Below are 24,599 nucleotides of genomic sequence, written 5' to 3' on the forward strand. Positions count from 1 at the left end.
AGAAGGGGCCCCGGGGCGCGCTTGCGGCGTCGGCCCGGCGGGACCCATCTGGTCCATGAGCCTCTTGGCTCAATGAAACAGACAGGCGAATCAAGTGAACGGTTGTGCGGTTCCCATGACTTTTCTGTGAAACCGCAGCTCACGCCCCCGTGGCCCCGGCTCTCAGTCGAACCAGCGGTCCCGCGCCAGCTCCTCCGTACGCGATGGGTCCTCCAGCAGTGCCGCGACCTCGAAGCGGCGGGGCCACTGGCCCGCCGCCCAGGCGAGGCCCGCCGCCACGCCCTCCAGGGTGGCGGCGTGGACGACCCCGTCCGGGGTGCGGCGCCAGTCCAGTTCGACGCCGCCCGCGTGGAGTTCGGTGTGCTCGATGTACGTGTCCGGGGTGGCGGGGCCGAGGAGGACGCGGACCGAGTCCGGTACGCGGTGCTCCTCGCCCTCGCTGGTGACGTCCGCCTCGATCGTCTCGCCCAGGCGCCGCACCTGGAGGAGGTCGGCCAGCTCGGCGGCGCGCGACGGGGATACGGGGAGCAGGGGCAGGCCCTCCGTCAGCGGCAGCACGTCCGGGGCGTCCGCGATCACGGCGTCCGCCGCGTCGACCACGGCCACCTCCCCGTCCACCACCGCGCGCAGCTCGTCCGGCAACGTCACCTGGTCCGGGTCGAGTTCGGCGAGGGCCGTGTAGAGGGCGTGCAGCTGTACGGGGGTGACGGGGCGGTCCTCGTCGGCGAGCCGGCCCAGCAGTTCGGCCGCGCCGCCCGGTTCGTCCAGGAGGGCGGCGACCGAGGTGCGCACCCCGAGGGCCCGCAGCACCTGGGCGTCGTCGAAGCCGGTCGCGTCCACCGCGTCGTACAGCCCGGCCAGGCGCGGGTCGCCGCCCGCCGCGCGCAGTCCGGCCGGGCGGCGGCCGTCCAGCACGGGGTGGTCGCGCAGCCACCACGCGGTGTACGGGCGCACGGACTGCGTCGTGCCGTCCGGGAGCAGCACCCGCACCGGCTGCGTCAGCGCGTCCCTCAACGGCGGCTGGGCCAGCATCGCGAGCGCCTGCGGCCAGGCGTCGTCGTCGACCAGATCCAGATCCCGTACGGCGACGATCTCGGTGGCGACCGGCGGCACGGGCGTCTCGGGCAGCTGGTCGAGCAGGTCCTCGCACCAGACATCGACGGCGTCCAGCAGCCCGGCGTCGTCGGGTTCGGCGAAGTCGCTGTCGCGGGGCTCCAGTTCGTCCGGGTCGAGGACGACGTCGGTGGCCCGGACGAGGGCGAAGGTGGCAAGCACACCGCAGGCGGTGAGCGGGCCCTCGCCCCAGCGGTCGGCCAGCTCCTGGTCGACGAGGGCGAGTTCGCCCTCCCGCATGATCTGCGCGAACGGGCTTCCGGGGAGGACCAGTTCACCGGCGGGGGCGGGCTCACCCTCCTCGTCGGGAAGGGCCAGGGCGCCGAGCCAGGGTTCGTCGCCGGGGGCCAGTTCCGCGTCGCGTACGAGGGTGAGGACGGTCTCCGCCAGCTCGTCGGTGTCGAGCGCGTCCTCGTCCCAGATCTCGCCCGCGTCGAGCGATCCGGCTACCGCTGCCCGCACTTGAGGGGTCGTCAGGACAGCTCGGGGGGTGGCGGGCAACGCGCCCAGCTTCTCCAGCAACGGATGGGCGGCGTCCGGGTGGGCGACCTTCAGGCCGAGCCGGGAGAGGCGGCCGAGGACGGGACCGGTCAGCGCGTCCGGGAGGGGCAGCAGGATCTGGCGCGGCCCGATCGTCGTGCGCGGCGGGCGGCCCGCCTGCTCGTCCTCCGGGTCACCGGCGAGCGGGACGGGGAGGCCGGTGAGCCGGTCGGGGTCGGTGCCCGCGAGGCTGTCGTAGAGCCGGTGCCACCAGGCGGGGTCGCGCTCCAGTCCGGCGAGGCGGTCGATCGCCTCGGTGAGCGGAACCCGGGCGACCCCGAGGGTACGCAGCTCGGTACGGCGCTCAAGCCCGGCGGGGAGCAGACAGGGCAGCACCTCGGCAAGGACGCGTACGGTCTCGGCCCCGACGCCCTCGACGACCTCCGCCTCGACGGGCCGCAGGGCGGAGGCGGCGTCCTCCGTACGGTCCCGGTCGCGGTCCCGGTCCCAGTCGTCGCCCCAGCCGTTCTCCGCCTCCGGGTCCCGGGGCGCGGCGGGCTCCAGGAACGCGACCCGGGGCAGCCGGGCCAGGATCGCCCCGCGCAGGGCCCCGTCCAGCGCGCCCTTGCCGAGCTGGCCGGGCACCAGGTCGATCGTCCCGGTCGACACGGGCCGCCAGTCGCCCAGCAGCTCGGCGTACGCGTCGGCCGCCCGCTCCACCAGGAAGTCCGTCAGCGGCCCCGGCGCGGGGTGCCTGCGGGCGGTGTCCAGCGGGAGCGAGGCGATGAGCAGGGCGGGGATGCCGAGGGGTTCGTCGGTGGGGGTCGGGGCGTGCACGACCGGTGCCGTACGGGGGTGGAGCGGGGCGCCGGACTCGTCGACCGGGACCGCCCAGGTCACCGACCAGTGCGGCCGCAGCCGCTCCTCGACCGGGCGGTCGGCGAGCAGGGCGGGCTCGATGGGGCCGTGGTGCAGGACGGTACGCCAGCGGTTCAGGCCGCGCGCGGAGTCGTCGACGTGGGTGTACGGGCCGTGCTGCGACCGGCTCAGGGTCCGCGTGCCGTCCGGGGTCTCGATGACGATCTCGTCCAGGCCTGGCAGGGTGAGCAGCAGCGCGTCGTCCACGGCGGCCAGCAGCCGGGCCACCAGATCCTCGGCGGTGCCGTCGCGCAGCGGCAGCACGACGACGGTGTCGTACCCCTCGGGCGCGGAGCCCTCGGCGGGCAGCGGCAGGCGCAGCAGCGGTACGTGTCCGTCGCGGCGGCGCAGCTCGTCCCCGAGGCCGGGGGAGCCGACGGCCGCCTGGCGGGCCAGCTCGCGGGCCTCGGCCAGGGACCAGCGGACGCCGCCGTGACGGCCGAGCACCGCGGGTTCGTCGCTGACCGCGAGGACGGCGGCGAACCCGACGCCGAAGCGGCCCACCGCGGACTCGTGGCCCTCGCGCTTGGCGGAGGCCCGCAGGGTGGACAGGGACTCGACGCCGGTGGCGTCGAGCGGTGCGCCGGTGTTGGCGGCGGCCAGCACGCAGCGGGCGTCCGGGTCGCCGGGGGCGGCGGGGTGCAGGGTGAGGCGGAGCCGGCCGGGGACCTTGGCGCGGGCGGCGGCGTCGGCGGCGTTCTGGGCCAGCTCGACGACGAGGCGGTCGCGGTAGCCGCCGAGCGCGAGGTCCTCCTCGGCGTTGGCGTCCTCGCGGAACCGGGCGGGCCCGGCGCCCCATGCGTCGAGCACGCCGCGCCGCAGCCGTGCCGTCCCGAACGGATCGGCCCCCTCGGTCGCCTTCATGCTCACGCTCTCGACTCCGTCCGCGTTGTGGGTGGCCCGCGTATGCCTACGGCCCAGTCTGCGCCCGAAGGTACCGCGCCCACCGCCCTTGCCGTACCGGCCTCCCTGGGCAACCCCGACGTTCCCGGGCAACCTCAGCCCGTCCGGCGATCGCTTCAAGCCCGTCCGGCGATTGAGGACGGAACCGTCGACGTGGTGCCGGGTACCACCGCAGGGCCCTGCGCACCAGGTGCCTGTAGTGATGACCGCCGCCCCGGCCAAGGGTTCCGTCCTCAATCGCCGGACGGGCTGGAATGGTGGCCCCGGACCACCGCCACGGTTCCGTCCTCAAACGCCGGACGGGCTGGGTGTGGCCGGACGGGCTGGATTGGCTCACCCAATGCCAGAAGGGCCGGGGTGGCGACGGGCCGAAGGCGCACGGCGATGACCGGGCACCGCAAGCCCGGCCCCCTCAGCGGGCAGGAGCGTCAGGAGTGGCCCAGGTCCTCCGACGCGCCGTCCGTCTCGGCCGGGACCGAACCCTCGCCCCGCTCCGGCCGCAAGGCATACGCGTCCACCCGCATCGTGTCCAGCGCATGATCCGCCGGCCGAACCGGCTTCGGCATCACCGCCGCCTCCGAGTGCCCCCCGCACCCGTACGCCAGCGACACCACATGCCCGTCCGCCGGACCGAACTCGTTCGCGCACACCCCGAAGGCCTGCTTCAGCGAGCCCGCCATCGGGATCAGGAACGCACAGCTGACACACGTCGCCGGCGCCGCCTGGGCCATCGGCGTCTTCGGGCCGAACGCCTCGTCCCAGCGGTCGGCCGCCGCGTACAGCCCGTACCGCGACAGCACCCGCGCCCGCCGCGTACCCAGCTCCTCGGCCACCGCGGCGATGGAACCCCGGCTGGTCGCGGCCACCGGCCGGTCCGTCAGCTCGGCGTCCTCCGAGTCGGCCAGCTCCGCCAGCTCCTCCGAGACCGCGGAGTTCGGCGGCGGCTCGTCCTCGCCGGTCCAGCCGGGCTCCAGGCGCAGATCCTCCGCCTCGGTGGGCAGCAGGTCGCCCGGGCCCATGTCGCCGGGGCGCAGCCGCTCGCTCCACGGCACCCACTCCGGCGCCAGGAGCGCGTCCGCCCCCGGCAGCAGCACCGTTTCGTCCAGGGTGACGTTCTTCGCGCGGGAGGCCCGCGCCACCGTCACCGCCCAGCGCCAGCCCCGGTACCCGGGCTCCTTGGCCTCGAAGTAGTGCGTGACGACCCGGTCCCCCTCGGAGACCACACCGACATGCTCACCGACCACCCCGGGCGCGGCGGCCTCCTCGGCGGCCGAGCGAGCGAGGTCGACCGCCTCGGCGCACAGGCGGTCGGGAACGGGGGTACGGGTCGTACGGCTTCGCGTCGTCGTCGCAGCACTCACAGGTCTTCGCTTCTCTCCATACGCCAGTCTCACGAGCGCGCCAGCTGCTGCACGATTGCCGTTTTCGGCCAGACAAGTGCGGGCGGAGCGGACCTGGGGGCCGCGTCGACGTCCACACCCGTTGTGCCTGCCTCGGGCGCGCCTTCTGCCACCCATTCTGCGGGATCGCCGAGAGGCGCGCGGCCAAGAACAACCGCCGGTGGCGCGTTACGCACGCTACCCTCTCCGCCGCGCTGCGCCCACCTGCCCGTCCCAAACGTGCCGTATCCGTTCCGCTTCCGTTCCGCCGGGCACGCGCCGCACCCACTCCCCCCTCTCCCCCCGGCACGCGCCATCCGCTCCCCCGGCAGGGCGTCACCCCGGGCATCCCGCGAGTCCGCGGCCGATCACCGTTCATTCCGGCCAGGGTTGGGGCACTATGACGAGGTGACTGCCGCCAGGTCGCACGACGGTCCCGGCCCGTTCCGCAGGGCGGGACGGGCGACGGGCCGTGCCCTGCGCGCCCCGTTCACCGGCACGGCGCGCTCCATCCGCAGGGCGACGCACGCCCACGGAGCCGGGGAGTCCGGGCTCGGCAAGCTCATCGAGCTGCACGCGGTGAACGGCGCGGGCGACGTCATGATCACTGTCGCCCTCGCCTCCACCGTCTTCTTCTCCGTGCCGACCGACGAGGCGCGCGGGCGCGTCGCCCTCTACCTCGCCATCACCATGGCCCCCTTCACGCTCCTCGCCCCGGTGATCGGCCCGCTGCTGGACCGCCTGCCGCACGGCCGCCGCGCCGCGATGGCGGGCGCGATGCTGGCCCGTGCGCTGCTGGCGATCACCATGTCGGGCGCGGTCGCGACCGGGGGCCTTGAGCTGTATCCGGCCGCGCTGGGCGTTCTCGTGTCGTCGAAGGCGTACGGCGTGGTGCGCAGCGCGGTCGTGCCGCGCCTCCTGCCACCGAATTTCTCCCTGGTGAAGGCCAATTCCCGGGTCACCCTGGCGGGGCTGCTGGCCACCGGGATCGCGGCCCCGATCGGGGCCGGCCTCCAGACCGTCGGATCCGCCTGGCCGCTCTACGGGGCCTGCGCGATCTTCGTCGCGGGGACCTTCCTCGCCTTCACCCTGCCGCACAAGGTCGACTCCGCGAAGGGCGAGCGCCGGGCGCGGCTGATCGTTCCGCACCACGACGAGACCCCCGCCAGGCCCGCCCCCGGCACGTCGGCCGGAAGCAAGGGCAGCACGCGGGCCGGGCTGCGCAAGGGCGGCAAGGCGGGCGGCAGGGAGAAACCGGCCAGGGAGCGGCCGCCGGGCCTGCGGTCCGTCGGCGGGTCCGTGCTGCACGGCCTCCAGGCCAACGCCGCGCACCGGGCCCTCTCCGGCTTCCTCATCTTCTTCCTGGCGTTCCTGCTGCGCGAGCACCCGCTGGCGGGGCAGAGCGCGGCGGTCTCGCTCGGCATCGTCGGCGTGGCGGCCGGGGTCGGCAACGCCTGCGGTACGGCGGTGGGCTCCTGGCTCCGGGCGCGCGGCCCCGAGGTGATCATCGCGACGGTGCTGGGGCTCGCGCTGAGCGTGGCGATCCTCGCCGCGGTGTTCTTCTCCACCGCGCTGGTCGCGGCCCTCGGCGCGGTCGCGGGCTTCACGCAGGCCCTGTCCAAGCTGTCGCTCGACGCGATGATCCAGCGGGACGTGCCCGAGGAGGTGCGCACCTCCGCGTTCGCCCGGTCCGAGACGTTGCTCCAGATGGCCTGGGTGGTCGGCGGCGGTATCGGCATCGCGCTTCCGCTCAACGCGGTGCTCGGTATGTCGGTCGCCGCGGGCATCCTCGCGCTGGGGGCGGCCGCCTCCGTACGGGGCCTCCTGGGGGCCGCGCGGCGCGGCACGCCGCACCCCCGCGTGGCGTGAGCGAGGGCGACCGATAGCCTTCGGCCCATGACCGTTGCGTTCTTCTCCGGTAAGGGCCGTCGAATCGGCGTCGCTCTTGGTGCCGTGTCCGCTGGACTCCTTGTCCTGTCCGCCTGCGACAAGCCGACGCCGCTCGCGACCGTCACGGTCGGCAGCGACTCGGTGAACACCGAGGCCGCCTGCTACAACGACGGTGACGCGATCAAGGAGTCGCTGATCCAGGGCTGCCTGAACAAGAAGGCCGACAAGGTCGTCAAGATCGCCATGGACGACAAGGTCCGCTTCGGCGTCGACCCCGAGATCGCCGAGAACGGCTGGACGCTCTTCATCAACGGCCAGCAGGCCGAGCAGGAGCCGTACAAGAACACGTACCGGACGATCCCCGGGAACGCGTTCCTCGCCAGCCAGACGGGCCAGACCGCCGAGAAGACGACCGTCTCCATCGTGGAGACCAAGGGCAAGAAGCTCACGGGCGTCTGGCAGTTCGAGTTCAAGAACAAGGACAAGGACTGACCCGGACACTCCGGGATCACCTCTTCTCCCTTTCTGCTCCCCTTCTGCTCCCCGTCCTCGACTTTGAGGCTGACATCCGTGCGTGTGCTCGTCGTGACCGCTGTCCCGGTGGAACGGGACGCGGTCACGCGTGCGTTCGGGGGTGCTGAGGAGCGGGTGGCGGTGCCGGGGGGCGAGCTGCACCGGTGTGGTGCGTTCGACGTCCTGGCGGGCGGTGCGGGCCCGGCCGCCGCGGCGGCGGCGACCGCGTTCGCCCTGGCGTCGGCGGCAGCGGCACCCGCCTCCCCTCCCTACGGGCTCGTCGTCTCGGCCGGGATCGGCGGGGCGTTCACCCCCGTGACCCCGCTCGGCTCGCTGGTCGTGGCGGACGGGATCGTCGCCGCCGACCTGGGCGCGGAGACCGCCGAGGGCTTCCTGCCCGTCACCGCGCTCGGCTTCGGCCGGGACCGCTTCACCCCGCCGCCCGCGCTGGTACGGGAAGTGGCGGCCGCCACCGGCGCGGCCACCGGCCCCGTGCTCACCGTCTCCACCGTGACCGGCTCCGCCGAACGCGCCGGCGCCCTGCTCGCCGCGCACCCGGGGGCGCTGGCCGAGGCGATGGAGGGCTTCGGGGTCGCGGAGGCCGCCGCCCGGGCCGACGTGCCCGTACTGGAGGTGCGGGCCGTCTCGAACGCCGTCGGCCCCCGCGACCGGGACGCCTGGCGCATCGGCGACGCGCTGGCCGCGCTCACGGACGCGTTCGGGGCGACGGCGGCCGTACTGGCGGGCCGGAACAGCCACGAGGACCTGGAAGGTTGAACGGGCATGACGAACGACACCGATACTGACACTGACACCGGCACCGCGGCCGGTGACAGCCCGTCCGGGGACGCGATCCGGATCGCCTACTCGCCCTGCCCCAACGACACGTTCGTCTTCGACGCCTGGGCGCACGGCCGGGTCCCCGGCGCGCCCGCGCTGGACGTGACCTTCGCCGACATCGACATCACCAACGGCATGGCCGAACGGGGCGAGCTGGACGTCCTGAAGGTGTCGTACGCGGTCCTGCCCTGGGTCCTGGACGAGTACGCGCTGCTGCCGTGCGGCGGGGCGCTGGGCCGGGGCTGCGGGCCGCTGGTCCTCAGCAAGGAGCTGGGCCTCGACCTGACCGGCCGGACCGTCGCCGTGCCGAGCGAGCGCTCGACGGCGTACCTGCTGTTCCGGCTCTGGGCGGCGGAGATGGTCCCGGGCGGCGTCGGCGAGGTCGTCGTGATGCCGTTCGACGAGATCATGCCCGCCGTGCGGGACGGCAAGGTGGACGCCGGCCTGGTCATCCACGAGGCCCGCTTCACGTACCGGAACTTCGGGCTCCACAACCTGGCCGACATGGGCCGCCACTGGGAGGACACCACCGGCCTCCCGATCCCGCTCGGCGCGATCATCGCCAAGCGCTCCCTCGGCGAGGAAACCCTGCACCGCCTGGCCGACGCCGCCCGCAGCTCGGTCCGCCTGGCCTGGGACCACCCGGAGGTCTCCCGCCCGTACGTCCTGGAGCACGCCCAGGAGATGGACCCGGAGGTCGCGGACCAGCACATCGGTCTGTACGTGAACGAGTTCACCGCCGACCTCGGCGAGGACGGCTACGCGGCGGTCCGCGGCCTGCTCACCCGCGCGGCAGCCGAGGGCCTGGTCCCACCGCTGGGGCCGGACGCGCTGGCGTTTCCCTGAGCGAGGGGCGGGCGAGCGACGGGCGCGGCGAGCGGTCGGGGGCGACCGCGCGCCGCGCACCTGCGAGTGCCGCCGCGTACCCGCACGTACCTGCGCGTATCTACACGTCGAGCTGGTCGGCGACCGCTCTCAGCAGGCCCGCGATCTTCGCTCCGGCGGCCTTGTCGGGGTAGCGGCCGCGTTCCAGCTGCGGCGTGATGTTCTCCAGGACCGTCGTCAGGTCCTGCACGATCGACGCCAGTTCGTCCGGCTTGCGGCGCTGGGCGGCCGCGACGGACGGGGTGGGGTCGAGGACCACCACGGAAAGGGCCTGGTCGCCGCGCTGGCCCGCGACCACGCCGAATTCCACGCGCTGGCCGGGCTTGAGCGCGTCGACTCCGGCAGGGAGTACCGACGAGTGGACGAAGACGTCGCCGCCATCGTCGCGGGAGAGAAAGCCGAAGCCCTTCTCGCTGTTGAACCACTTGACCTTGCCGGTGGGCACGTCTGTCCTCGTCCTCGTACTCGTCGGTGTGCGGGAGAGCCGGAAAACGGCTCCGAAAAGCACCGGATAGCAATACAGCGGGTCACCGTGACCCGCCCCGTCCCAGGCTAATGGCCCTACGGCCGGTGACAAGACGTCGCCGGAGAGTTCCTCCGGGCTGGGAACTACCCTGGTCGCGTGAGTACTACTCCTTCAGGCGCAGGCGACCGGCTCGTTCAGGTCGGCGCGATCGTCTTTTTCGTCGGCGCACTGGCCACACTGGTCACCGTCGCCCCCCTGTTCCTCGGTACGGACCCGTTCCCGCCGATCGCTTACGGCGTCTGCATGCTGATGGGCGTCGGGTTCCTGATCGCCGGGGTGGGCGTCGTCCGCTCGGTGTGGGTGAACTCGCCGAAACGGGCCGCCGAGCTGTAGCCGAGTTGCAGGGCCCGGCCGCCTACGCCGCCCGGTCCGCCGCGAAGGCGGACAGCCAGGCCGGGAAGCCCGTCAGGTCCTCCAGCACCACGTCCGCGCCCGCCGTCCGCAGCTCCGCCGCGTCGCACGGGCCCGTCGTCACCGCCACCGACAGCGCGCCGGCCACCCGCGCCCCGCGCACGTCGCCGATGTGGTCGCCGACGTACACCTGCGCGCCCTGCTCGCGCAGGGCCTCGCCCTTGGCCTCCGCCCACAGCGAGCCGATCACCGTGTCCGGCTCGATCCCGAGGTACGACAGGTGCAGCTTCGCGTGCGGCTCGTTCTTCGCCGTCACGACGATCGCCCGGCCGCCGAGTGCCCGCACCGCCGCCACCGACTCCCGCGCCCCGGCGAGCGCCGTGCTCGGGGCTATCGCGTGGTCGGGGTAGGCCGCCCGGTAGAGGTCGGCGGCGGCGGGCACCTCGGCTGCCGGGAACCAATTGGCCAGCTCCGCCTCCAGCGGCGGCCCGAGGCGGCTCACCACCAGGTCGATGTCGATGGGCACCCCCGTCTCCGCGACCACGACCCGGTAGGCGGCGGCGATGCCGGGGCGGGAGTCGACGAGCGTCATGTCGAGGTCGAAACCGACCGTCAGGGGCTGCTGGACGGGCTGGTGGACGGGGTGCTGAATCGTGGAAGCCATGCCTGCCATTCTGCCGACCGGCCGCCGTCGACGGCGACATCGCGCCGCCTAGACTGAAGCGCGTACTTAGCCAAGCCTTACCGGCTCGGCCCGGCCCGGCCCGGTCCGGCCCGTCTCGGCTCGGTCCGTACCGCTCGCTCGCCTCCCGCGTCACCGCTCGCCCTCCGCGTCGCCCGTCCCGATTGGTTCCCATGTCAGCGTCAGCGCCCGTGCGGGCCGCAGCGCCACCCGGCGTGCCCCACGCACCCCGCGCGCCCCGCTTCTCCCGACGCGCGACCGCGACCGTCGCCGCCGTCGTCGCCCTGCTGCTGGCCGTCCTGCTGAGCCTCGCCGTGGGCGCGCGCTCCATCCCGCCGGGCGAGGTCGCCGACGCCCTGCTGCACGGCGGGCACTCGGACGCCGCCGAGGTGATCCGCACCATGCGGGTGCCGCGCACGCTCATCGGGCTGATGGTCGGTGCGGCGCTGGCCATCGCGGGCACGGTGCTCCAGGGCATCACCCGTAACCCCATCGCCGACCCCGGCATCCTCGGCATCAGCCAGGGCGCGTCCGTGGGCGTCGTGATGGCCATCGCCTTCGCGGGCGTCCACACGCTCACCGGCTATGTGTGGTTCGCCTTCGCGGGCGCGGCCGTCGCCTCGGTCGCCGTGTACGCCATCGCGTCGAGGGGCCGCGGTGGCGCGACGCCCGTGAAGCTCGCGCTCGGCGGGGCGGCGATCAACGCGCTGCTGGTCTCGGTGACGATGGGGATCCTCACGACGAAGGCGTCCGCGCTGGACGAGTTCCGCTTCTGGCAGGTCGGTTCGATCGCGGGCCGGGAGGCGGACGTCGTCCAGCAGGTGTGGCCGTTCCTCCTCGTCGGCACGGTGCTCGTGGTCGCCGTCGCCCGCGGCCTGGACGCGCTCGCGCTCGGCGAGGACGTGGCGAAGGGGCTCGGCCAGAACGTCGCGGCGGTCCGGATCGTCGGCGGGATCGGGGCGACCGTCCTGACCGGGGTCGGGGTCGCCGCCGCCGGGCCGATCGCGTTCATCGGGCTCGCCGTCCCGCACATCGCCCGCGCGGTCGTCGGCAACGATCACCGCTGGGTGCTGCCCATGGCGGCGCTGATCGGGCCCGTGATGCTGCTCGTGTCGGACGTCGTCGGCCGGATCGTGTTCCCGCCGAGCGAGGTCCCGGCGGGCGTGATGACGGCGCTGATCGGGGTGCCGTTCCTGGTCGCCCTCGTACGGAGGAAGGCGGTGCCCGCGTGAGCGCCACCCGTACGCCTGAGAAGGCCGTTAAGGCCGTGGAGGCCGTGAAGCCCGTACGGGTCCGGCCCGCCGGGTACTCCGTCGTGCGGACCGGCTCCCGCGGCCGGTTCCTGCTGCACCGGCGGGCATTCGTCGTGGCGACGGCCCTGGTCGTCCTCCTCGCCGCCGTCTGCGTCGCCTACCTCTGCGTCGGCGAGAGCTTCGTCGCGCCCGGCGAGGTCGTGAAGGTGCTCCTCGGGCAGCCGTCCTCGGCCGAGCTCGTCGTGGGCACGCTGCGGCTGCCGCGCATGGTCGTCGGGCTGCTGGTCGGCGCCGCGTTCGGCATCGCCGGGGCGCTGATCCAGACGGTCGCCCGCAACCCGCTCGCCAGCCCCGACATCATCGGCATCAGCCAGGGCGCGAGCGCGCTCACCGTCGGCGCGATGACCTTCGGCATCACCTCGTACACCGTCCTGCCCTACCTCTCCGTCGTCGGCGGCATCGCGGCCGCCGCCCTCGTCTACGTCTTCGCCTGGCGCGGCGGCCTGCACGCCACCCGCTTCGTCCTCATCGGCATCGGGTTCGCCGTCGCGCTGCGGTCGGTGACCACGCTGTTCCTGACCAAGGGCGACTACCTCGTCGCCCAGCAGGCGCAGATCTGGATGACCGGTTCGCTGAACGGGCGGGGCTGGTCGGAGGCCGCCCCGATCGGCTGGACGCTGCTGGTCCTGCTGCCCGCCATCGCCTGGGCGGCCCGCGCGCAGCGCACGGTCACGATGGACGACGACACCGCGACCGGCCTGGGCGTACGCCTGGGGCGCGTACGGCTCGGACTCGTCGCCCTCGGCGTGGTCCTGGCGTCCGTGGCGACGGGCACGGCGGGCCCGGTGGACTTCGTGGCGCTGCTCGCCCCGCAGATCGCGCGCCGGATGACCCGGACCGCGCAGATCCCCCTGCTGTCCTCGGCGCTGCTGGGCGCGGTGATCGTCGTCCTCGGCGATGTGCTGGCCCGCAGGCTGTTCTCGCCCACCGAACTGCCGGTGGGCGTCCTCACGGCGGCGGTCGGCGCCCCGTACCTGATCTGGCTGATCATCCGCGGTCACCGTAGCCGCAGTGGAGGCACCGCATGAGCCCGAGCCGAAGCACGAACACGAGCACGGATCCGAGCCCGACGATGACCGACGCGGCGCAGCCCGGCTCCCGCCTGGCCGCCCGCTCCCTGACCCTCGCGTACGAGGACCGCACCGTGGTCCACGAGCTGGACCTCACCGTGCCCGACGGGCAGGTCACCGTCATCGTCGGCCCGAACGCCTGCGGCAAGTCCACCACCCTGCGGGCGCTCGGCCGGCTGCTGCGGCCGCGCGGCGGGGCGGTCCTCCTGGACGGTACGGAGCTGGCGCGGATACCGACGAAGCAGATCGCCCGGTCCATCGGACTGCTCCCGCAGACCCCGGTGGCGCCCGAGGCGATCACCGTCTCCGACCTCGTCGCGCGGGGCCGCCAGCCGCACCAGAGCTGGTGGCAGCAGTGGTCGGACGAGGACGAGCGGGCGGTGACCGACGCCATGTCCCGTACGGATGTGACGGCGCTGGCCGACCGGTCGGTGGACGAGCTGTCGGGCGGTCAGCGCCAGCGGGTGTGGATCGCGATGGCGCTGGCCCAGGACACGGACCTGCTGCTGCTCGACGAGCCGACGACCTATCTGGACATCGCGCACCAGGTGGAAGTCCTGGACCTGGTACGTCAGTTGGCGTCTCCTGCCGCGGACGGCACCCGGGGCCGTACGGTCGTCACCGTGCTGCACGACCTCAACCAGGCCGCCCGGTACGCGGACCGCCTGGTCGCGATGAAGGAGGGCCGGATCGTGGCGGAGGGCGCCCCCGGGGACATCGTCACGGCCGAGCTCGTCCGCGAGGTCTTCGGCCTGGAGGCGGTGATCGTCCCGGACCCGGTGACGGGCTCGCCGCTCGTCGTCCCGGGCGCCCCCTGGACCCCGGCAACCACCTCGGCCTCCCCTTCCGTCTCAGCCTCCGCTCCGACTCCCGGAAAGGTCCTCTGAACCCATGACCCTGCGCAGCTTCCGCCCCCGTGCCCTGGCCGCCGTGTCCCTGACCACGGTCGCCGCCCTGACCCTGGCCGCCTGCGGCGGGTCCGACGGCTCCGGTTCCGACTCCGATTCCTCCGGCGGCTCCACCCGTACGGTGAAGACGGCGATGGGCGACGTGAAGGTCAAGGAGGCCCCCCAGCGGGTGGTCGTCCTGGACACCGCCGAACTGGACTCGGCCCTCACCCTCGGCGTGAAGCCGGTCGGCGCGACCCACGCGGACGTGGCGTCGGGCTTCCTGAACTACCTGCCGAAGGACCAGGTCGCGGGCATCACGGACGTCGGCCAGATGATGACCCCGAACCTGGAGGCCATCGCCGGTCTGAAGCCCGACCTCATCCTCACCAGCAAGATCCGGCACGGCGACAAGTACGACGAGCTGTCCAAGATCGCGCCGACCGTGATGACGGAGAACACCGGCTACCCCTGGAAGGAGAACTTCCAGGTCCACGCGCGGGCCCTCGGCAAGGAGGCCGAGGCGAAGATGGTCACCGCCGACTACGCGAACCACGTGGCGGACCTGACGAAGGCGCTCGGCGGCAAGGAGAAGGCGGCCGCGACCGAGGTCAACATGGTCCGCTTCGTCGAGGGCGCGGACATCCGCATCTACGGCAAGAAGAACTACATCGCCACGATCCTGGCCGACGTGGGCCTGGGCCGCCCGGCCATCACCGACAAGGCCAAGGACGGCTTCTCGTACGACGTCAGCCCCGAGAAGATCGACCTCGCGGACGCGGACGTGGTCTTCCACTCGACGTACGGCGACCCGAAGAAGGCCAAGGAGACGCAGACCACGGGCAGCGGCCTGTGGAAGAACATGGACGCGGTGAAGAACGGCAAGGTCTTCGCGGTCGACGACCAGCTGTGGATCCAGGGCATCGGCTACACGGCGGCCGACAAGATCCTCGGCGAACTCCACAAGAGCCTGACCACGTAGGAAGGCGCGGTGGCGGCGCGCGGACCGGGATCCTTCAGGACCGGCGCGCCCGCCACACCAGGTAGAGCGCGGAGGCGACGGCGGCGACGCGGACGACGACGGGCCAGGTCTCCAGCAGGACGTCCCGCATCGCGCCCTCGCGGATCGGCTCGCCCCAGCGCCCCTCCATCCTCCCCCACACCCACACCAGGGCCCCGGCCGCCACGACGCCCGGGAGGCCGAGCGCCGCCCATTTCGCCTCCGTACGGGAGAGGGTGCGCGAGCTGTACGCGATGAGCCAGCCGCCCGCCAGCGGCAGCCAGGAACCGGTGACCACACCGGCGATGAGCAGGACGGCGGCTAGGAGCAGCAGCGGGTGCGCGAAGCCGCGGCGGGGTCCGGGGGCGGCTTCGGGTTCGGCGACGACGGGGGCGGCCTTGCGGCGACGGAGCTTGACGAGGCGGAGGGCGCGGCGGCGGGCGGCGGTGCCTTCGCCACTGTCGGCGCCCTCCGCGTCCCCCTTCTCGCCCTCTTCCTCCGTCTCCTTCTTGTCCGTCTCGACGGGCTTCGGTCGCCTGCCGAGCAGCTCCGGGGCCTCGATGCCGCCGAAGAACCCGGGGATGGAGGTCCCCTCGTCGAAGGGCCCGGGCTCCAGGCGCCACCAGTCGGTCGCGTCGTCCGCGCCTCCCCGCTGGTCCTGGCCGAGCATGTGCGGGGCGGAGGGATCGGGCCAGGCCTGGACCGGTACGTCGTCGTCAGGGGCGTCGTCGGGGGCGTTCCCCGGACGGGGCACGGCGGCCGCGTCGGCGGCTTCCGTACGGTTCTCCGGCGCGTCCCCGGCATCGGGATCGCGGCGCGACGCGCCCCGCCCGAAACCGGCTTTCGGCTTCGGCTTCGGGGGCGCCGTGGCCTCCCGCCCCTCGTCCGAGCCCGGACCGGCTTCCTTCGGCCCCTTGCGCAGCAGCCCGCTCCGGGGCCGGGGAAGGGAGGTCCGCCGCTGCGGCTCGCCGCTGCCCGTACCGGTCCGGGCGGACGGCAGCGGGACCGTGCCGTCGGCGGACCGGGCCGCCGCGGCGACCAGTTCGTCCGGGCTGCCGAGCCTGCCGATGATGCGCCGCACGGCCGCCGGGGAGTCCGCGCCCTCCGCGGTGCGGCGGCGGTCGATCTCGCCCCGCAGCGTCGAGACGAGCCGCATCCGGGCGCCCGACGAGAGCTGTTGCTGCTGAGCCAGGTCGCCGACCCGGCTCAGGTAGTCGTACACGAGCTGGTCGCTCTCGATCCCCACGCGGTGCATCCCCTCTACCCGGCCCTGCCCCGACGGTAGCGTTCCAGCGGCTACCGTGGGACGGATGGGGACGACCACACCACCGCGCACGCTCGCCGAAGCCCTGCGCGCCCGGGGCGACGAATCGCTGGCCGGGCTGTTGCGTGCCCGCCCCGACCTCCTCAATCCGGTGCCGAACGACATCACGCAGCTCGCCACGCGGGCGGGTACCCGGGCGTCGGTCGTCCGCGCGCTGGAGCACCTGGACCGGTTCGCGTTGCAGACCGCCGAGGCGCTGGCGGTGGCGCCGGACCCGGCCCCGTACGACACGCTGCTCTCGCTGCTCACCGGCGACGGTCTGGACGACGGCGAGCAGCGCGACGACGTGGGCGCGGCGATCACTGCGGCGCTGCCGGGCGCGCTGGCGACGCTGCGGGAACAGGCCCTGGTCTGGGGCGAGGACGATCGGCTGCGGCTGGTGCGTACGGCTCGCGAGCTGCTGGCCCCGTCCCCGCAGCACCCCTCCCCCACCGGCCTGGGCCCCACGGTCGCGGAGGCGACGGCGGGCATGTCGCCGGGCCGGCTCCAGGAGATCCTGGCGGCGACGGGCCTGCCCGCGACGCACGACCCGGTCTCGGCGGTGGCAGCGCTGTCCGCCCTGTTCACGGACCGGACGCGGATGGCGGAGCTGCTGGACACGGCGCCGGTGGAGGCGCTGTCGGTGCTGGACCGGCTGGTGTGGGGCCCGCCGTACGGGGAGGTGACGCCGAACCCCACGCCTCCCGTGAAGTGGCTGCGCGACCGGGGCCTGCTGCTGCCGGTGTCCACGCGCACGGTGGTCCTGCCGCGTGAGGCGGCGCTGCATCTGCGTGCCGGGCGCGCGCACCGCGTGCCGGAACCGGTCCCCCCGGTCGTCGCGGCGGCGGCCGAACGCGATCCACAGGCTGTGGACAGGGCGGCGGCGGGCCAGGCGTTCATGGCGCTGTCCACGATCGAGGAGCTGCTGAAGCTCTGGGACGGCGGCGGCCCGACGATCCTGCGCGCGGGCGGCCTGAGCGTACGGGAGCTGAAGCGCGCCGCGACGGCGCTGGACGTGACGGAGCCGATCGCCGCGTTCTGGATCGAACTGGCCTACGGGGCGGGGCTGCTGGCCTCCGACGGGGAGACCGACGAGCGGTACGCGCCGACGCCCGCGTCCGACGAGTGGCTCGACCTGTCCGCCGAGGACCGCTGGACGCATCTGGCCACCGCCTGGCTCGCCGCCACCCGGACCCCGGGCCTGGTCGGCGGCCAGGACGCCAAGGGCCGGGCCCTGTCCGCGCTCGGCCCGGAGCTGGACCGCTCGGCGGCCCCCGACGTACGCCGCCGGGTGCTGGCCCTGTTCGCCGAACTCGCCCCGGGCACGGCACCGGACCCGGAGGCGCTGCTGCGACGGCTCCGCTGGGAACGCCCGTTGCGCGGTGCGGCGCCCGCGACGGAGGGCACGGACCTCCGCTCGCGCCTGGCGCTCTGGACGCTGAACGAGGCGGAGCTGCTGGGCATCACGGGCCGGGGCGCGCTGTCCTCGGCGGCCCGCGCACTCCTGAACGAGGGCGAGGAGACGGCGGCGGCCCTTCTGTCCCCCCTCCTCCCCGAACCCCTGGACCACGTCCTGCTCCAGGCGGACCTGACGGCGGTGGCCCCGGGCCCGCTGGAACGCCCGCTGGCGGAGACCCTCTCGGTCCTGGCGGACGTGGAGTCGAAGGGCGGGGCGACGGTGTACCGCTTCACGCCCGGTTCGGTGCGCCGCGCGCTGGACGCCGGGCAGGCGGCGGCCGACCTGCACGCGTTCCTGGCGGCGCACAGCCGTACGCCGGTGCCGCAGCCGCTGAGCTACCTCATCGACGACGTGGCCCGCCGCCACGGGCACCTGCGGATCGGGGCGGCGTCCGCGTACGTACGCTGCGACGACGAGGCGGTCCTCAACGAGATCCTGGCCGACCGCCGCTCCACGGGCCTGCGCCTGCGCCGCCTGGCCCCCACGGTGCTGGCCGCCCAGTCCGACCCCGGCTCCCTCCTGGAAGCCCTGCGCGACATGGGCTACGCCCCGGCCGCCGAATCCGCCGACGGCGACGTCCTGATCACCCGGGCCGGCGCCCGCCGCACCCCGCCCCGCACGCCTCCCGTCCCCGTCCCCGAGGGCCCGCCGACCCCCGACGACACCCTCCTGGGCGCGGCGGTCCGAGCCATCCGCGCGGGCGACACGGCCGCCACGGTGGCCCGCAAGGAGCCCCCGGAGGGCACCACGGGCTCCACCCCCTCGGGCACCCTCCCCCGCACCACGCCCGCCGAGACCCTGGCCACGGTCCAGGCGGCCGCGATGACGGGCTCCACGGTCTGGATCGGCTACGTCAACGCGGACGGCGCGGCCAGCCAACGCGTGATCGCCCCGGTCCGCGTAGAGGGCGGCTTCGTCACGGCCTACGACCACACGGCCGACGAGGTCCGCACGTACCCCCTGCACCGGATCACGGGGGTGGCGGAACTGGCGGAGGAGGGGTAGGGGCGGCCGCACCTCGTCGGCAAGCGTGCCCGTCTGCGATGCTGCGGGCATGTCCACAGACCGCCCCGCCTCCGGCCCGGTGTCCCCCGAGCCCGTGTCGCCCGGGCCGCCCGGCGCGCCGATGCCTCCGCTGCTCACGCAGTCCTGGCTGGATCTGGCGTTCCTGCACTGGGCGGTCGACCCGGCGGACGTCGCGCCGCTGTTGCCGGCGGGGACGGTGCCGGACACGTTCGACGGGGCGACGACGTACGTGGGGCTGGTGGCGTTCCGGATGTATCGGGTGGGGGTGCTCGGGCTGCCGGGGATTCCCTACCTGGGGACCTTTCCCGAGACCAACGTCCGGCTGTACTCCGTGGACGGACGCGGTCGGCGCGCTGTCGTCTTCCGGTCCCTGGACGCCTCGCGGCTCATCCCGGTTCTCGTGGCGCGGGCCGCGGTCCGGTTGCCGTACGTGTGGTCCCGGATGGGCATCGAGCGGTCCGGCGACACCCTCACGTACACGAGTCGGCGGCGGTGGCCCGGTCCGCGTGGGGCGGGGAGCAGGATCGTGCTCCGGCCCGGTGACGCGATCGCCGAACCCACCCCGCTGGAGCACTTCCTGACCGCCCGGTGGGCCCTGCACACCTCGCTCTTCGGGCGGACCGCCTATCTGCCCAACGTGCATCCCCGGTGGCCGCTCCACCGGGCGGAGCTGCTGGAGTGCGACGAGGACCTGGTCACGGCGGGCGGGCTGCCCGCGCCGGCCGGGGAGCCGATGAGCGTGCTGTACTCGCCGGGCGTCCCCGTACGCTTCGGGCCGCAGCGGCGGCCGGGGCCCGGGGCCTGAAGGAGCGGGGCCCCGGACTCGTTCGCGTACGCCTACCCGGGGCTCAGCCCGGGTCCATGTCCTGGAACCGCTCGAAGGTGTCCGTCCCCGTGGCCCCCTTCTTCCATGTGACGGTCAGCGTGTCGCCGTTCTGCCGCAGGTTGCCGGCCCGGCCCTTGCACTCGAACCCGTCGCTGTCGGTGAAGACCGCGTTGACCCGCGTGGGCTCGTCGGCGTACTCGTCGCCGAGCACGAGCATCGTGGAGTCCGACTCCTTCTTCCACACCGCCTGGAGTCCGGTGCCGGTGGGCTGGGGCACGAACGGGTTGTCCGAGCGGGCAGGCGGTGAGGCGGACGGCTCCTCGGCCGGGTCCGTCGTCGGGTCCGTCGCCTCCGGGCTCTCCCCGGCGCTTCCGTCGGACCCGGTCGCGCTTGGAGTCCCCACGGACGTGGGCGACTTGGCCTCGTCGCTCCCGCCGCCGTATCCGTACCCGTGCGGCTGTGTGCCCTGCGCCGGCTGCGCGTACGGGTTCCCGACGACCGGCTGCTGCGGCTGCCCGTAGCCGGGCCGCGGGGATCACGGCGGCATCGGCGGTGGTGCGCCGAAGGGCTGCTGCCCCTGCGGCATCGGCTGCTGCTCGTCGTACGGCTGGGACACGCGTGACCTCCCCCGTACCGGCGTCCTGCCTGCACTCCGCCTTTTTGTACCAGCCACCCATCCGCCCCCACCGCGCATATCCGCCGCGCTGGCCCATCCCACCCCGCCCCCCGATGATGCACACTGGACGTTTGGCCGCAGCCGTGGCCGTACGCCGCAGAAAGGGCCGAAGCGCGTGACCGGACCCCTCATCGTCCAGAGCGACAAGACGCTGCTCCTCGAAGTCGACCACGACCTGGCCGAGGCCTGCCGTCGTGCCATCGCGCCGTTCGCGGAGCTGGAGCGTGCGCCCGAGCACATCCACACGTACCGGGTCACCCCGCTCGGGCTGTGGAACGCCCGTGCCGCCGGGCACGACGCCGAGCAGGTCGTCGACGCGCTCGTCGAGTACTCCCGGTATCCCGTGCCGCACGCGCTCCTGGTCGACATCGCCGAGACGATGGCGCGGTACGGGCGGCTCACCCTGTCCAAGCACCCCGTGCACGGGCTCGTGCTCACCACCACCGACCGGCCCGTGCTGGAGGAGATCCTCCGGTCCAAGAAGGTCCAGCCGCTGGTCGGGGCCCGGATCGACCCCGACACCGTGGCCGTGCACCCCTCCGAGCGCGGGCAGGTCAAGCAGACGCTGCTCAAGCTCGGCTGGCCCGCCGAGGACCTCGCCGGTTACGTCGACGGCGAGGCCCACCCCATCGAGCTGGCCGAGGACGGCTGGGCCCTGCGGCCGTACCAGAAGCAGGCCGTGGAGGGGTTCTGGCACGGCGGGTCGGGGGTTGTGGTGCTGCCGTGCGGCGCGGGCAAGACGCTCGTCGGCGCCGGTGCCATGGCCGAGGCCAAGGCCACCACGCTCATCCTCGTCACCAACACCGTCTCCGCCCGGCAGTGGAAGCACGAGCTGGTGAAGCGCACCTCGCTCACCGAGGACGAGATCGGCGAGTACAGCGGTACGAAGAAGGAGATCCGGCCGGTCACCATCGCCACCTACCAGGTGCTGACCACCCGGCGGAAGGGCGTCTACCCGCACCTGGAGCTCTTCGACTCCCGTGACTGGGGGCTCGTCGTCTACGACGAGGTGCATCTGCTGCCCGCCCCCGTCTTCAAGTTCACCGCCGACCTCCAGGCCCGGCGGCGGCTGGGGCTCACCGCGACCCTCGTGCGGGAGGACGGGCGGGAGTCCGACGTCTTCTCGCTCATCGGGCCGAAGCGGTTCGACGCGCCCTGGAAGGAGATCGAGGCGCAGGGCTACATCGCGCCCGCCGACTGCGTCGAGGTCCGCGTCAACCTCACCGACTCCGAGCGGCTCGCCTACGCGACCGCCGAGACGGAGGAGAAGTACCGGTTCTGCGCCACCACCGCCACCAAGCGGAAGGTGACCGAGGCGCTGGTGCGCAAGCACCGGGGCGAGCAGACCCTCGTCATCGGGCAGTACATCGACCAGCTCGATGAGCTGGGGGAACACCTCGACGCGCCGGTCATCAAGGGCGAGACCAGCAACACCCAGCGCGAGAAGCTCTTCGACGCGTTCCGGAACGGCGAGATCAGCGTCCTGGTCGTCTCCAAGGTCGCCAACTTCTCCATCGACCTGCCCGAGGCCACCGTCGCCATCCAGGTCTCCGGCACCTTCGGGTCCCGCCAGGAGGAGGCCCAGCGTCTCGGCCGCGTCCTGCGGCCGAAGGCCGACGGGCACGAGGCCCGGTTCTACTCGGTCGTCGCCCGCGACACCATCGACCAGGACTTCGCGGCGCACCGCCAGCGGTTCCTGGCCGAGCAGGGCTACGCGTACCGCATCGTCGACGCGGACGAGCTGCTCGCGGAGAGCTGAGAAACGGGACGGGTACGGCGGGGCCTCAGCGGTCCCGCCGTACACCCGCCTCTTCCGCGTACTCCCCCAGGACGGCGACGCCGAACGCCGTGGTCACGAACACCTTCACGGCGCGCAGCGCGTCGCCGACGCGGTGGGGTCGGTGGTCACCGGTCGCCGCGGTCGCGCCGTGCGCGGGGCCGGTCGTGCGGGGGTTCAGGGTGGCTGTGCTCATGTATCCATGGTGCTCCCGTCACCCGTTCGGGCGCGTCGACCCGCAGACGGAAGCCGGTGCGCGGGCGCGTAGGTCTGCGGTGCCATGCCGGGGCCCGGCATCCCCTACGGGTACCCCTTGGACCCGCCCCCTCAGGTGGAGCCCGCGTACGGTCCGCCGCGCGGCGGAGCCCCGTAATTCGTTTCGACCGTACGCCGCCCTGTGGCTACAATCGCCGGTCTGCCCGCCTCCCGCACCGTGGTACCGGCCTTTCGCTGCCGGCAGCCGGGGGAGCGCCGTCGGCCGGACGGAAACCGGCCGGCACCCACGCGAACCAACCTTCCCAGCGGACCGCCCCCGCCCGGCCTCAGCCGGTATCGGCGCGCGGTCCGCCGTCCTGCGTTGAAGAGCCGGAGGCAACACCGTGCCCGCGCACGTAGCAGAGAGCGATTCCACCCCCGATCCCACTGGCACCACGGGCACCCCTGATCCCACGGGCACCACAGGCACCACTGACCCCCTGGCGCACGAGCGTGCCCATCTCGCCGCGTCCCGCGCCGCCCTGCGCGGGATGCGCGAGGACGTCCAGGCCCTCGACATCCGCGATGTCACCGCGAACTGGGTCAACGCCGCGGTGCTCCAGTCCCAGATCGACGACCGCATCAAGGCGCTCGCCGATCTCTCGCACACCCCCCTCTTCTTCGGCCGCCTCGACTATCTGCACGCCGTCGGCGGCGAACTGGCCGAGGGCGCGGACGGCGAGCGGTTCTACATCGGCCGCCGGCACGTCCACGACGCCGCCGGGGACCCCATGGTCATCGACTGGCGCGCGCCCGTCTCCCAGCCGTACTACCAGGCGTCCCGCACGAACCCCCAGGACGTGGGGCTGCGCCGCCGCTTCGGCTACACCGGCGGCGAGCTGACCGCGTACGAGGACGAGCACCTCACCGACCCGGCGGAGGCCGAGCACACCAGCCGGCTCCTCCAGGCGGAGATCGAGCGGCCCCGCGTCGGCCCGATGCGCGACATCGTCGCCACCATCCAGCCCGAGCAGGACGAGATCGTCCGCAGCGGCCTCGGCGGCACTGTCTGTGTGCAGGGCGGGCCCGGCACCGGGAAGACCGCCGTCGGCCTGCACCGGGTGGCGTATTTGCTGTACGCGCACCGCGAGCGGCTCGCCCGTACCGGCACCCTCGTCATCGGGCCGAACCGTTCCTTCCTCCACTACATCGAGCAGGTCCTGCCCGCCCTCGGCGAGCTGGAGGTGAAGCAGGCCACCGTCGACGACCTGGTGCGCACCGGCGTCGAGGTCAGGGGCGAGGACGAGGCGGCCACCGCCGTCGTCAAGGGCGACGCCCGCATGGCCGAGGTGCTGCGGCGGGCCATCCGTTCGCACGTCACCGCCCCCACCGAGCCCGTCGTCGTGGTGCGCGGCTCCCGGCGCTGGCGCGTGCCCGCGTACGAGATCCAGGAGATGGTCGACGAGCTGCTGGCCCGTGACATGCGGTACGGGGCCGCGCACGAGGCGCTGCCGCAGCGGATCGCCCACGCCGTCCTCGTACGGATGGAGGAGGCCGGGGAGGCCCCCGACGACCGGGTGCAGAACGCCGTGGCCCGGAACCCCGCCGTGAAGGCGGCCGTCAAGGCGGTCTGGCCCGCCGTGGACCCGGCGAAGGTCGTGCTGCGGCTGCTGTCCGACGCGGAGTTCCTGGCCGCACACGCGGGAGGGCTGCTGAGCGAGGAGGAGCAGAAGCGGCTCCTGTGGGCGAAGCCCGCCCGCAGTGTGAAGTCCGCGAAGTGGTCGGCGGCCGACGCCGTGCTGATCGACGAGGCCGGTGACCTCGTCGCCCGTACGCACTCGCTCGGCCATGTCGTGCTCGACGAGGCGCAGGACCTGTCCCCCATGCAGTACCGGGCGGTGGGGCGGCGCTGCTCGACCGGTTCGGCCACCGTCCTCGGCGACCTCGCACAGGGGACGACGCCGTGGTCCACGGAGAGCTGGGGCGAGGCGCTGTTCCACCTGGGCAAGGCTGACGCGGTGGTGGAGGAGCTGACGGCCGGTTTCCGCGTGCCGCGCGAGGTCATCGCGTACGCCTCCCGGCTGCTGCCCGCGATCTCGCCGGGGCTCGCGGCGGTGGAGTCGGTGCGGGAGTCGCCGGGTTCCTTGGCCGTACGGGAGGTGGCGTCGGCGGAGGAGCTGGACGCGGCCGTCGTCGCTGCCTGCGAGGAGTCGCTGCGCCACGAGGGGTCGATCGGGCTCATCGCCGCCGACGCCCGTATCCCGGTGCTGGGTGCGGCCCTGGAGGCGGCGGGCCATGCGTATCTCTCGCCCGGTGAGGAGACCACCGCCGCGTCCCGGCTGACGCTGGTGCCCGCGTCGCTGGCGAAGGGCCTGGAGTACGACTACGTGGTGCTGGACGAGCCCGCGGCCGTGGTGGACGGCGAGCCGGACGAGCGGACCGGGCTGCGGCGGCTGTACGTGGCGCTGACCCGTGCGGTGTCGGGGCTGACCGTGCTGCACGCGGGGCCGTTGCCGGGGGTGTTGGTTCAGGCGTAGGAGCGGGAGGGGGCGACTGGAAACAATTGTTTCCAGTCGCCCCCTCCCCC

Annotated in this window: 21 protein-coding genes; 14 read left to right on the forward strand and 7 right to left on the reverse strand. The window is 73.8% G+C overall.

Annotated elements, in window-relative coordinates; translation table 11 throughout:
* Positions 1-162: 162 nt before the first annotated feature.
* Together A3Q37_RS24685 and A3Q37_RS24690 are read right to left on the reverse strand one after the other, a co-directional pair.
* Positions 163-3,375, reverse strand: coding sequence for a sacsin N-terminal ATP-binding-like domain-containing protein (locus A3Q37_RS24685; RefSeq protein WP_065487833.1), 3,213 nt, complete (start codon positions 3,373-3,375; stop codon positions 163-165).
* A gap of 467 nt (positions 3,376-3,842) precedes the next feature.
* Entirely contained in the window at positions 3,843-4,718 is an 876-nt protein-coding gene (locus tag A3Q37_RS24690; protein WP_176711508.1) for a DUF3027 domain-containing protein, read from the reverse strand.
* A 483-nt stretch (positions 4,719-5,201) separates the two neighbouring features.
* Here A3Q37_RS24690 and A3Q37_RS24695 point away from each other — a divergent pair, with 483 nt between their 5' ends.
* The 4 genes from A3Q37_RS24695 to A3Q37_RS24710 all read left to right on the forward strand — a co-directional run bounded on the left by A3Q37_RS24695 (position 5,202) and on the right by A3Q37_RS24710 (position 8,882).
* Positions 5,202-6,662, forward strand: coding sequence for an MFS transporter (locus A3Q37_RS24695; protein ID WP_065487835.1), 1,461 nt, complete (start codon positions 5,202-5,204; stop codon positions 6,660-6,662).
* Between the two features lie 27 nt (positions 6,663-6,689).
* Positions 6,690-7,175: a DUF2771 domain-containing protein gene (locus A3Q37_RS24700; RefSeq protein ID WP_065487836.1), complete on the forward strand. Its 486-nt coding sequence runs from the start codon at positions 6,690-6,692 to the stop codon at positions 7,173-7,175.
* Between the two features lie 78 nt (positions 7,176-7,253).
* Positions 7,254-7,973, forward strand: a complete 720-nt coding sequence (locus A3Q37_RS24705) for a futalosine hydrolase (RefSeq protein ID WP_065487837.1) — start codon at positions 7,254-7,256, stop codon at positions 7,971-7,973.
* Positions 7,974-7,979: 6 nt separating this feature from the next.
* Positions 7,980-8,882: a 1,4-dihydroxy-6-naphthoate synthase gene (locus tag A3Q37_RS24710; RefSeq protein WP_065487838.1), complete on the forward strand. Its 903-nt coding sequence runs from the start codon at positions 7,980-7,982 to the stop codon at positions 8,880-8,882.
* A gap of 100 nt (positions 8,883-8,982) precedes the next feature.
* Here the strand turns inward: A3Q37_RS24710 and A3Q37_RS38245 are convergent, their stop codons facing one another.
* Positions 8,983-9,366: a cold-shock protein gene (locus A3Q37_RS38245; RefSeq protein WP_006126557.1), complete on the reverse strand. Its 384-nt coding sequence runs from the start codon at positions 9,364-9,366 to the stop codon at positions 8,983-8,985.
* Between the two features lie 177 nt (positions 9,367-9,543).
* Here A3Q37_RS38245 and A3Q37_RS24720 point away from each other — a divergent pair, with 177 nt between their 5' ends.
* On the forward strand, positions 9,544-9,780 hold the full coding sequence (locus A3Q37_RS24720) for a hypothetical protein (protein WP_065487839.1): 237 nt from the start codon (positions 9,544-9,546) through the stop codon (positions 9,778-9,780).
* Between the two features lie 22 nt (positions 9,781-9,802).
* Here the strand turns inward: A3Q37_RS24720 and A3Q37_RS24725 are convergent, their stop codons facing one another.
* Positions 9,803-10,462: an HAD family hydrolase gene (locus tag A3Q37_RS24725; protein WP_065487840.1), complete on the reverse strand. Its 660-nt coding sequence runs from the start codon at positions 10,460-10,462 to the stop codon at positions 9,803-9,805.
* Between the two features lie 191 nt (positions 10,463-10,653).
* Here A3Q37_RS24725 and A3Q37_RS24730 point away from each other — a divergent pair, with 191 nt between their 5' ends.
* From A3Q37_RS24730 to A3Q37_RS24745, 4 genes are read left to right on the forward strand one after another with little or no spacing between them, the layout of a single operon-like run.
* The gene (locus A3Q37_RS24730) at positions 10,654-11,712 is read left to right on the forward strand and encodes an iron ABC transporter permease (protein ID WP_065487841.1); all 1,059 of its coding nucleotides are present in this window, start codon (positions 10,654-10,656) and stop codon (positions 11,710-11,712) included.
* 35 nt (positions 11,713-11,747) lie between these two features.
* Complete coding sequence (locus A3Q37_RS24735) at positions 11,748-12,821, forward strand: iron chelate uptake ABC transporter family permease subunit (RefSeq protein ID WP_065487983.1); 1,074 nt, start codon at positions 11,748-11,750, stop codon at positions 12,819-12,821.
* A gap of 44 nt (positions 12,822-12,865) precedes the next feature.
* On the forward strand, positions 12,866-13,750 hold the full coding sequence (locus A3Q37_RS24740) for an ABC transporter ATP-binding protein (RefSeq protein ID WP_065487842.1): 885 nt from the start codon (positions 12,866-12,868) through the stop codon (positions 13,748-13,750).
* Between the two features lie 4 nt (positions 13,751-13,754).
* Positions 13,755-14,732, forward strand: coding sequence for an ABC transporter substrate-binding protein (locus tag A3Q37_RS24745; protein WP_065487843.1), 978 nt, complete (start codon positions 13,755-13,757; stop codon positions 14,730-14,732).
* A 34-nt stretch (positions 14,733-14,766) separates the two neighbouring features.
* Here A3Q37_RS24745 and A3Q37_RS24750 read toward each other — a convergent pair whose 3' ends face one another.
* A complete protein-coding gene (locus A3Q37_RS24750) occupies positions 14,767-16,005 on the reverse strand; it encodes a hypothetical protein (protein WP_079137971.1) in 1,239 nt (412 codons plus the stop codon).
* Between the two features lie 55 nt (positions 16,006-16,060).
* Here A3Q37_RS24750 and A3Q37_RS24755 point away from each other — a divergent pair, with 55 nt between their 5' ends.
* Positions 16,061-18,517: a helicase C-terminal domain-containing protein gene (locus A3Q37_RS24755; protein ID WP_065487844.1), complete on the forward strand. Its 2,457-nt coding sequence runs from the start codon at positions 16,061-16,063 to the stop codon at positions 18,515-18,517.
* Between the two features lie 49 nt (positions 18,518-18,566).
* Complete coding sequence (locus A3Q37_RS24760) at positions 18,567-19,343, forward strand: YqjF family protein (RefSeq protein ID WP_065487845.1); 777 nt, start codon at positions 18,567-18,569, stop codon at positions 19,341-19,343.
* 43 nt (positions 19,344-19,386) lie between these two features.
* Here A3Q37_RS24760 and A3Q37_RS37990 read toward each other — a convergent pair whose 3' ends face one another.
* A complete protein-coding gene (locus A3Q37_RS37990; RefSeq protein ID WP_255311931.1) occupies positions 19,387-19,767 on the reverse strand; it encodes a hypothetical protein in 381 nt (126 codons plus the stop codon).
* 48 nt (positions 19,768-19,815) lie between these two features.
* Between A3Q37_RS37990 and A3Q37_RS37995 the strand changes: the two genes are divergently transcribed.
* Positions 19,816-19,986: a hypothetical protein gene (locus tag A3Q37_RS37995; RefSeq protein WP_255311932.1), complete on the forward strand. Its 171-nt coding sequence runs from the start codon at positions 19,816-19,818 to the stop codon at positions 19,984-19,986.
* A gap of 169 nt (positions 19,987-20,155) precedes the next feature.
* Positions 20,156-21,799: a DNA repair helicase XPB gene (locus A3Q37_RS24770; protein ID WP_065487846.1), complete on the forward strand. Its 1,644-nt coding sequence runs from the start codon at positions 20,156-20,158 to the stop codon at positions 21,797-21,799.
* A 25-nt stretch (positions 21,800-21,824) separates the two neighbouring features.
* Here A3Q37_RS24770 and A3Q37_RS24775 read toward each other — a convergent pair whose 3' ends face one another.
* Positions 21,825-22,013, reverse strand: coding sequence for a hypothetical protein (locus A3Q37_RS24775; protein ID WP_065487847.1), 189 nt, complete (start codon positions 22,011-22,013; stop codon positions 21,825-21,827).
* A gap of 403 nt (positions 22,014-22,416) precedes the next feature.
* Here A3Q37_RS24775 and A3Q37_RS24780 point away from each other — a divergent pair, with 403 nt between their 5' ends.
* On the forward strand, positions 22,417-24,549 hold the full coding sequence (locus A3Q37_RS24780; protein ID WP_065487848.1) for a UvrD-helicase domain-containing protein: 2,133 nt from the start codon (positions 22,417-22,419) through the stop codon (positions 24,547-24,549).
* The last annotated feature ends 50 nt before the right edge of the window (positions 24,550-24,599 follow it).

Origin of the sequence: Streptomyces sp. PTY087I2, from assembly GCF_001687325.1 — a bacterium.
In the GTDB taxonomy this organism is placed as follows: domain Bacteria; phylum Actinomycetota; class Actinomycetes; order Streptomycetales; family Streptomycetaceae; genus Streptomyces.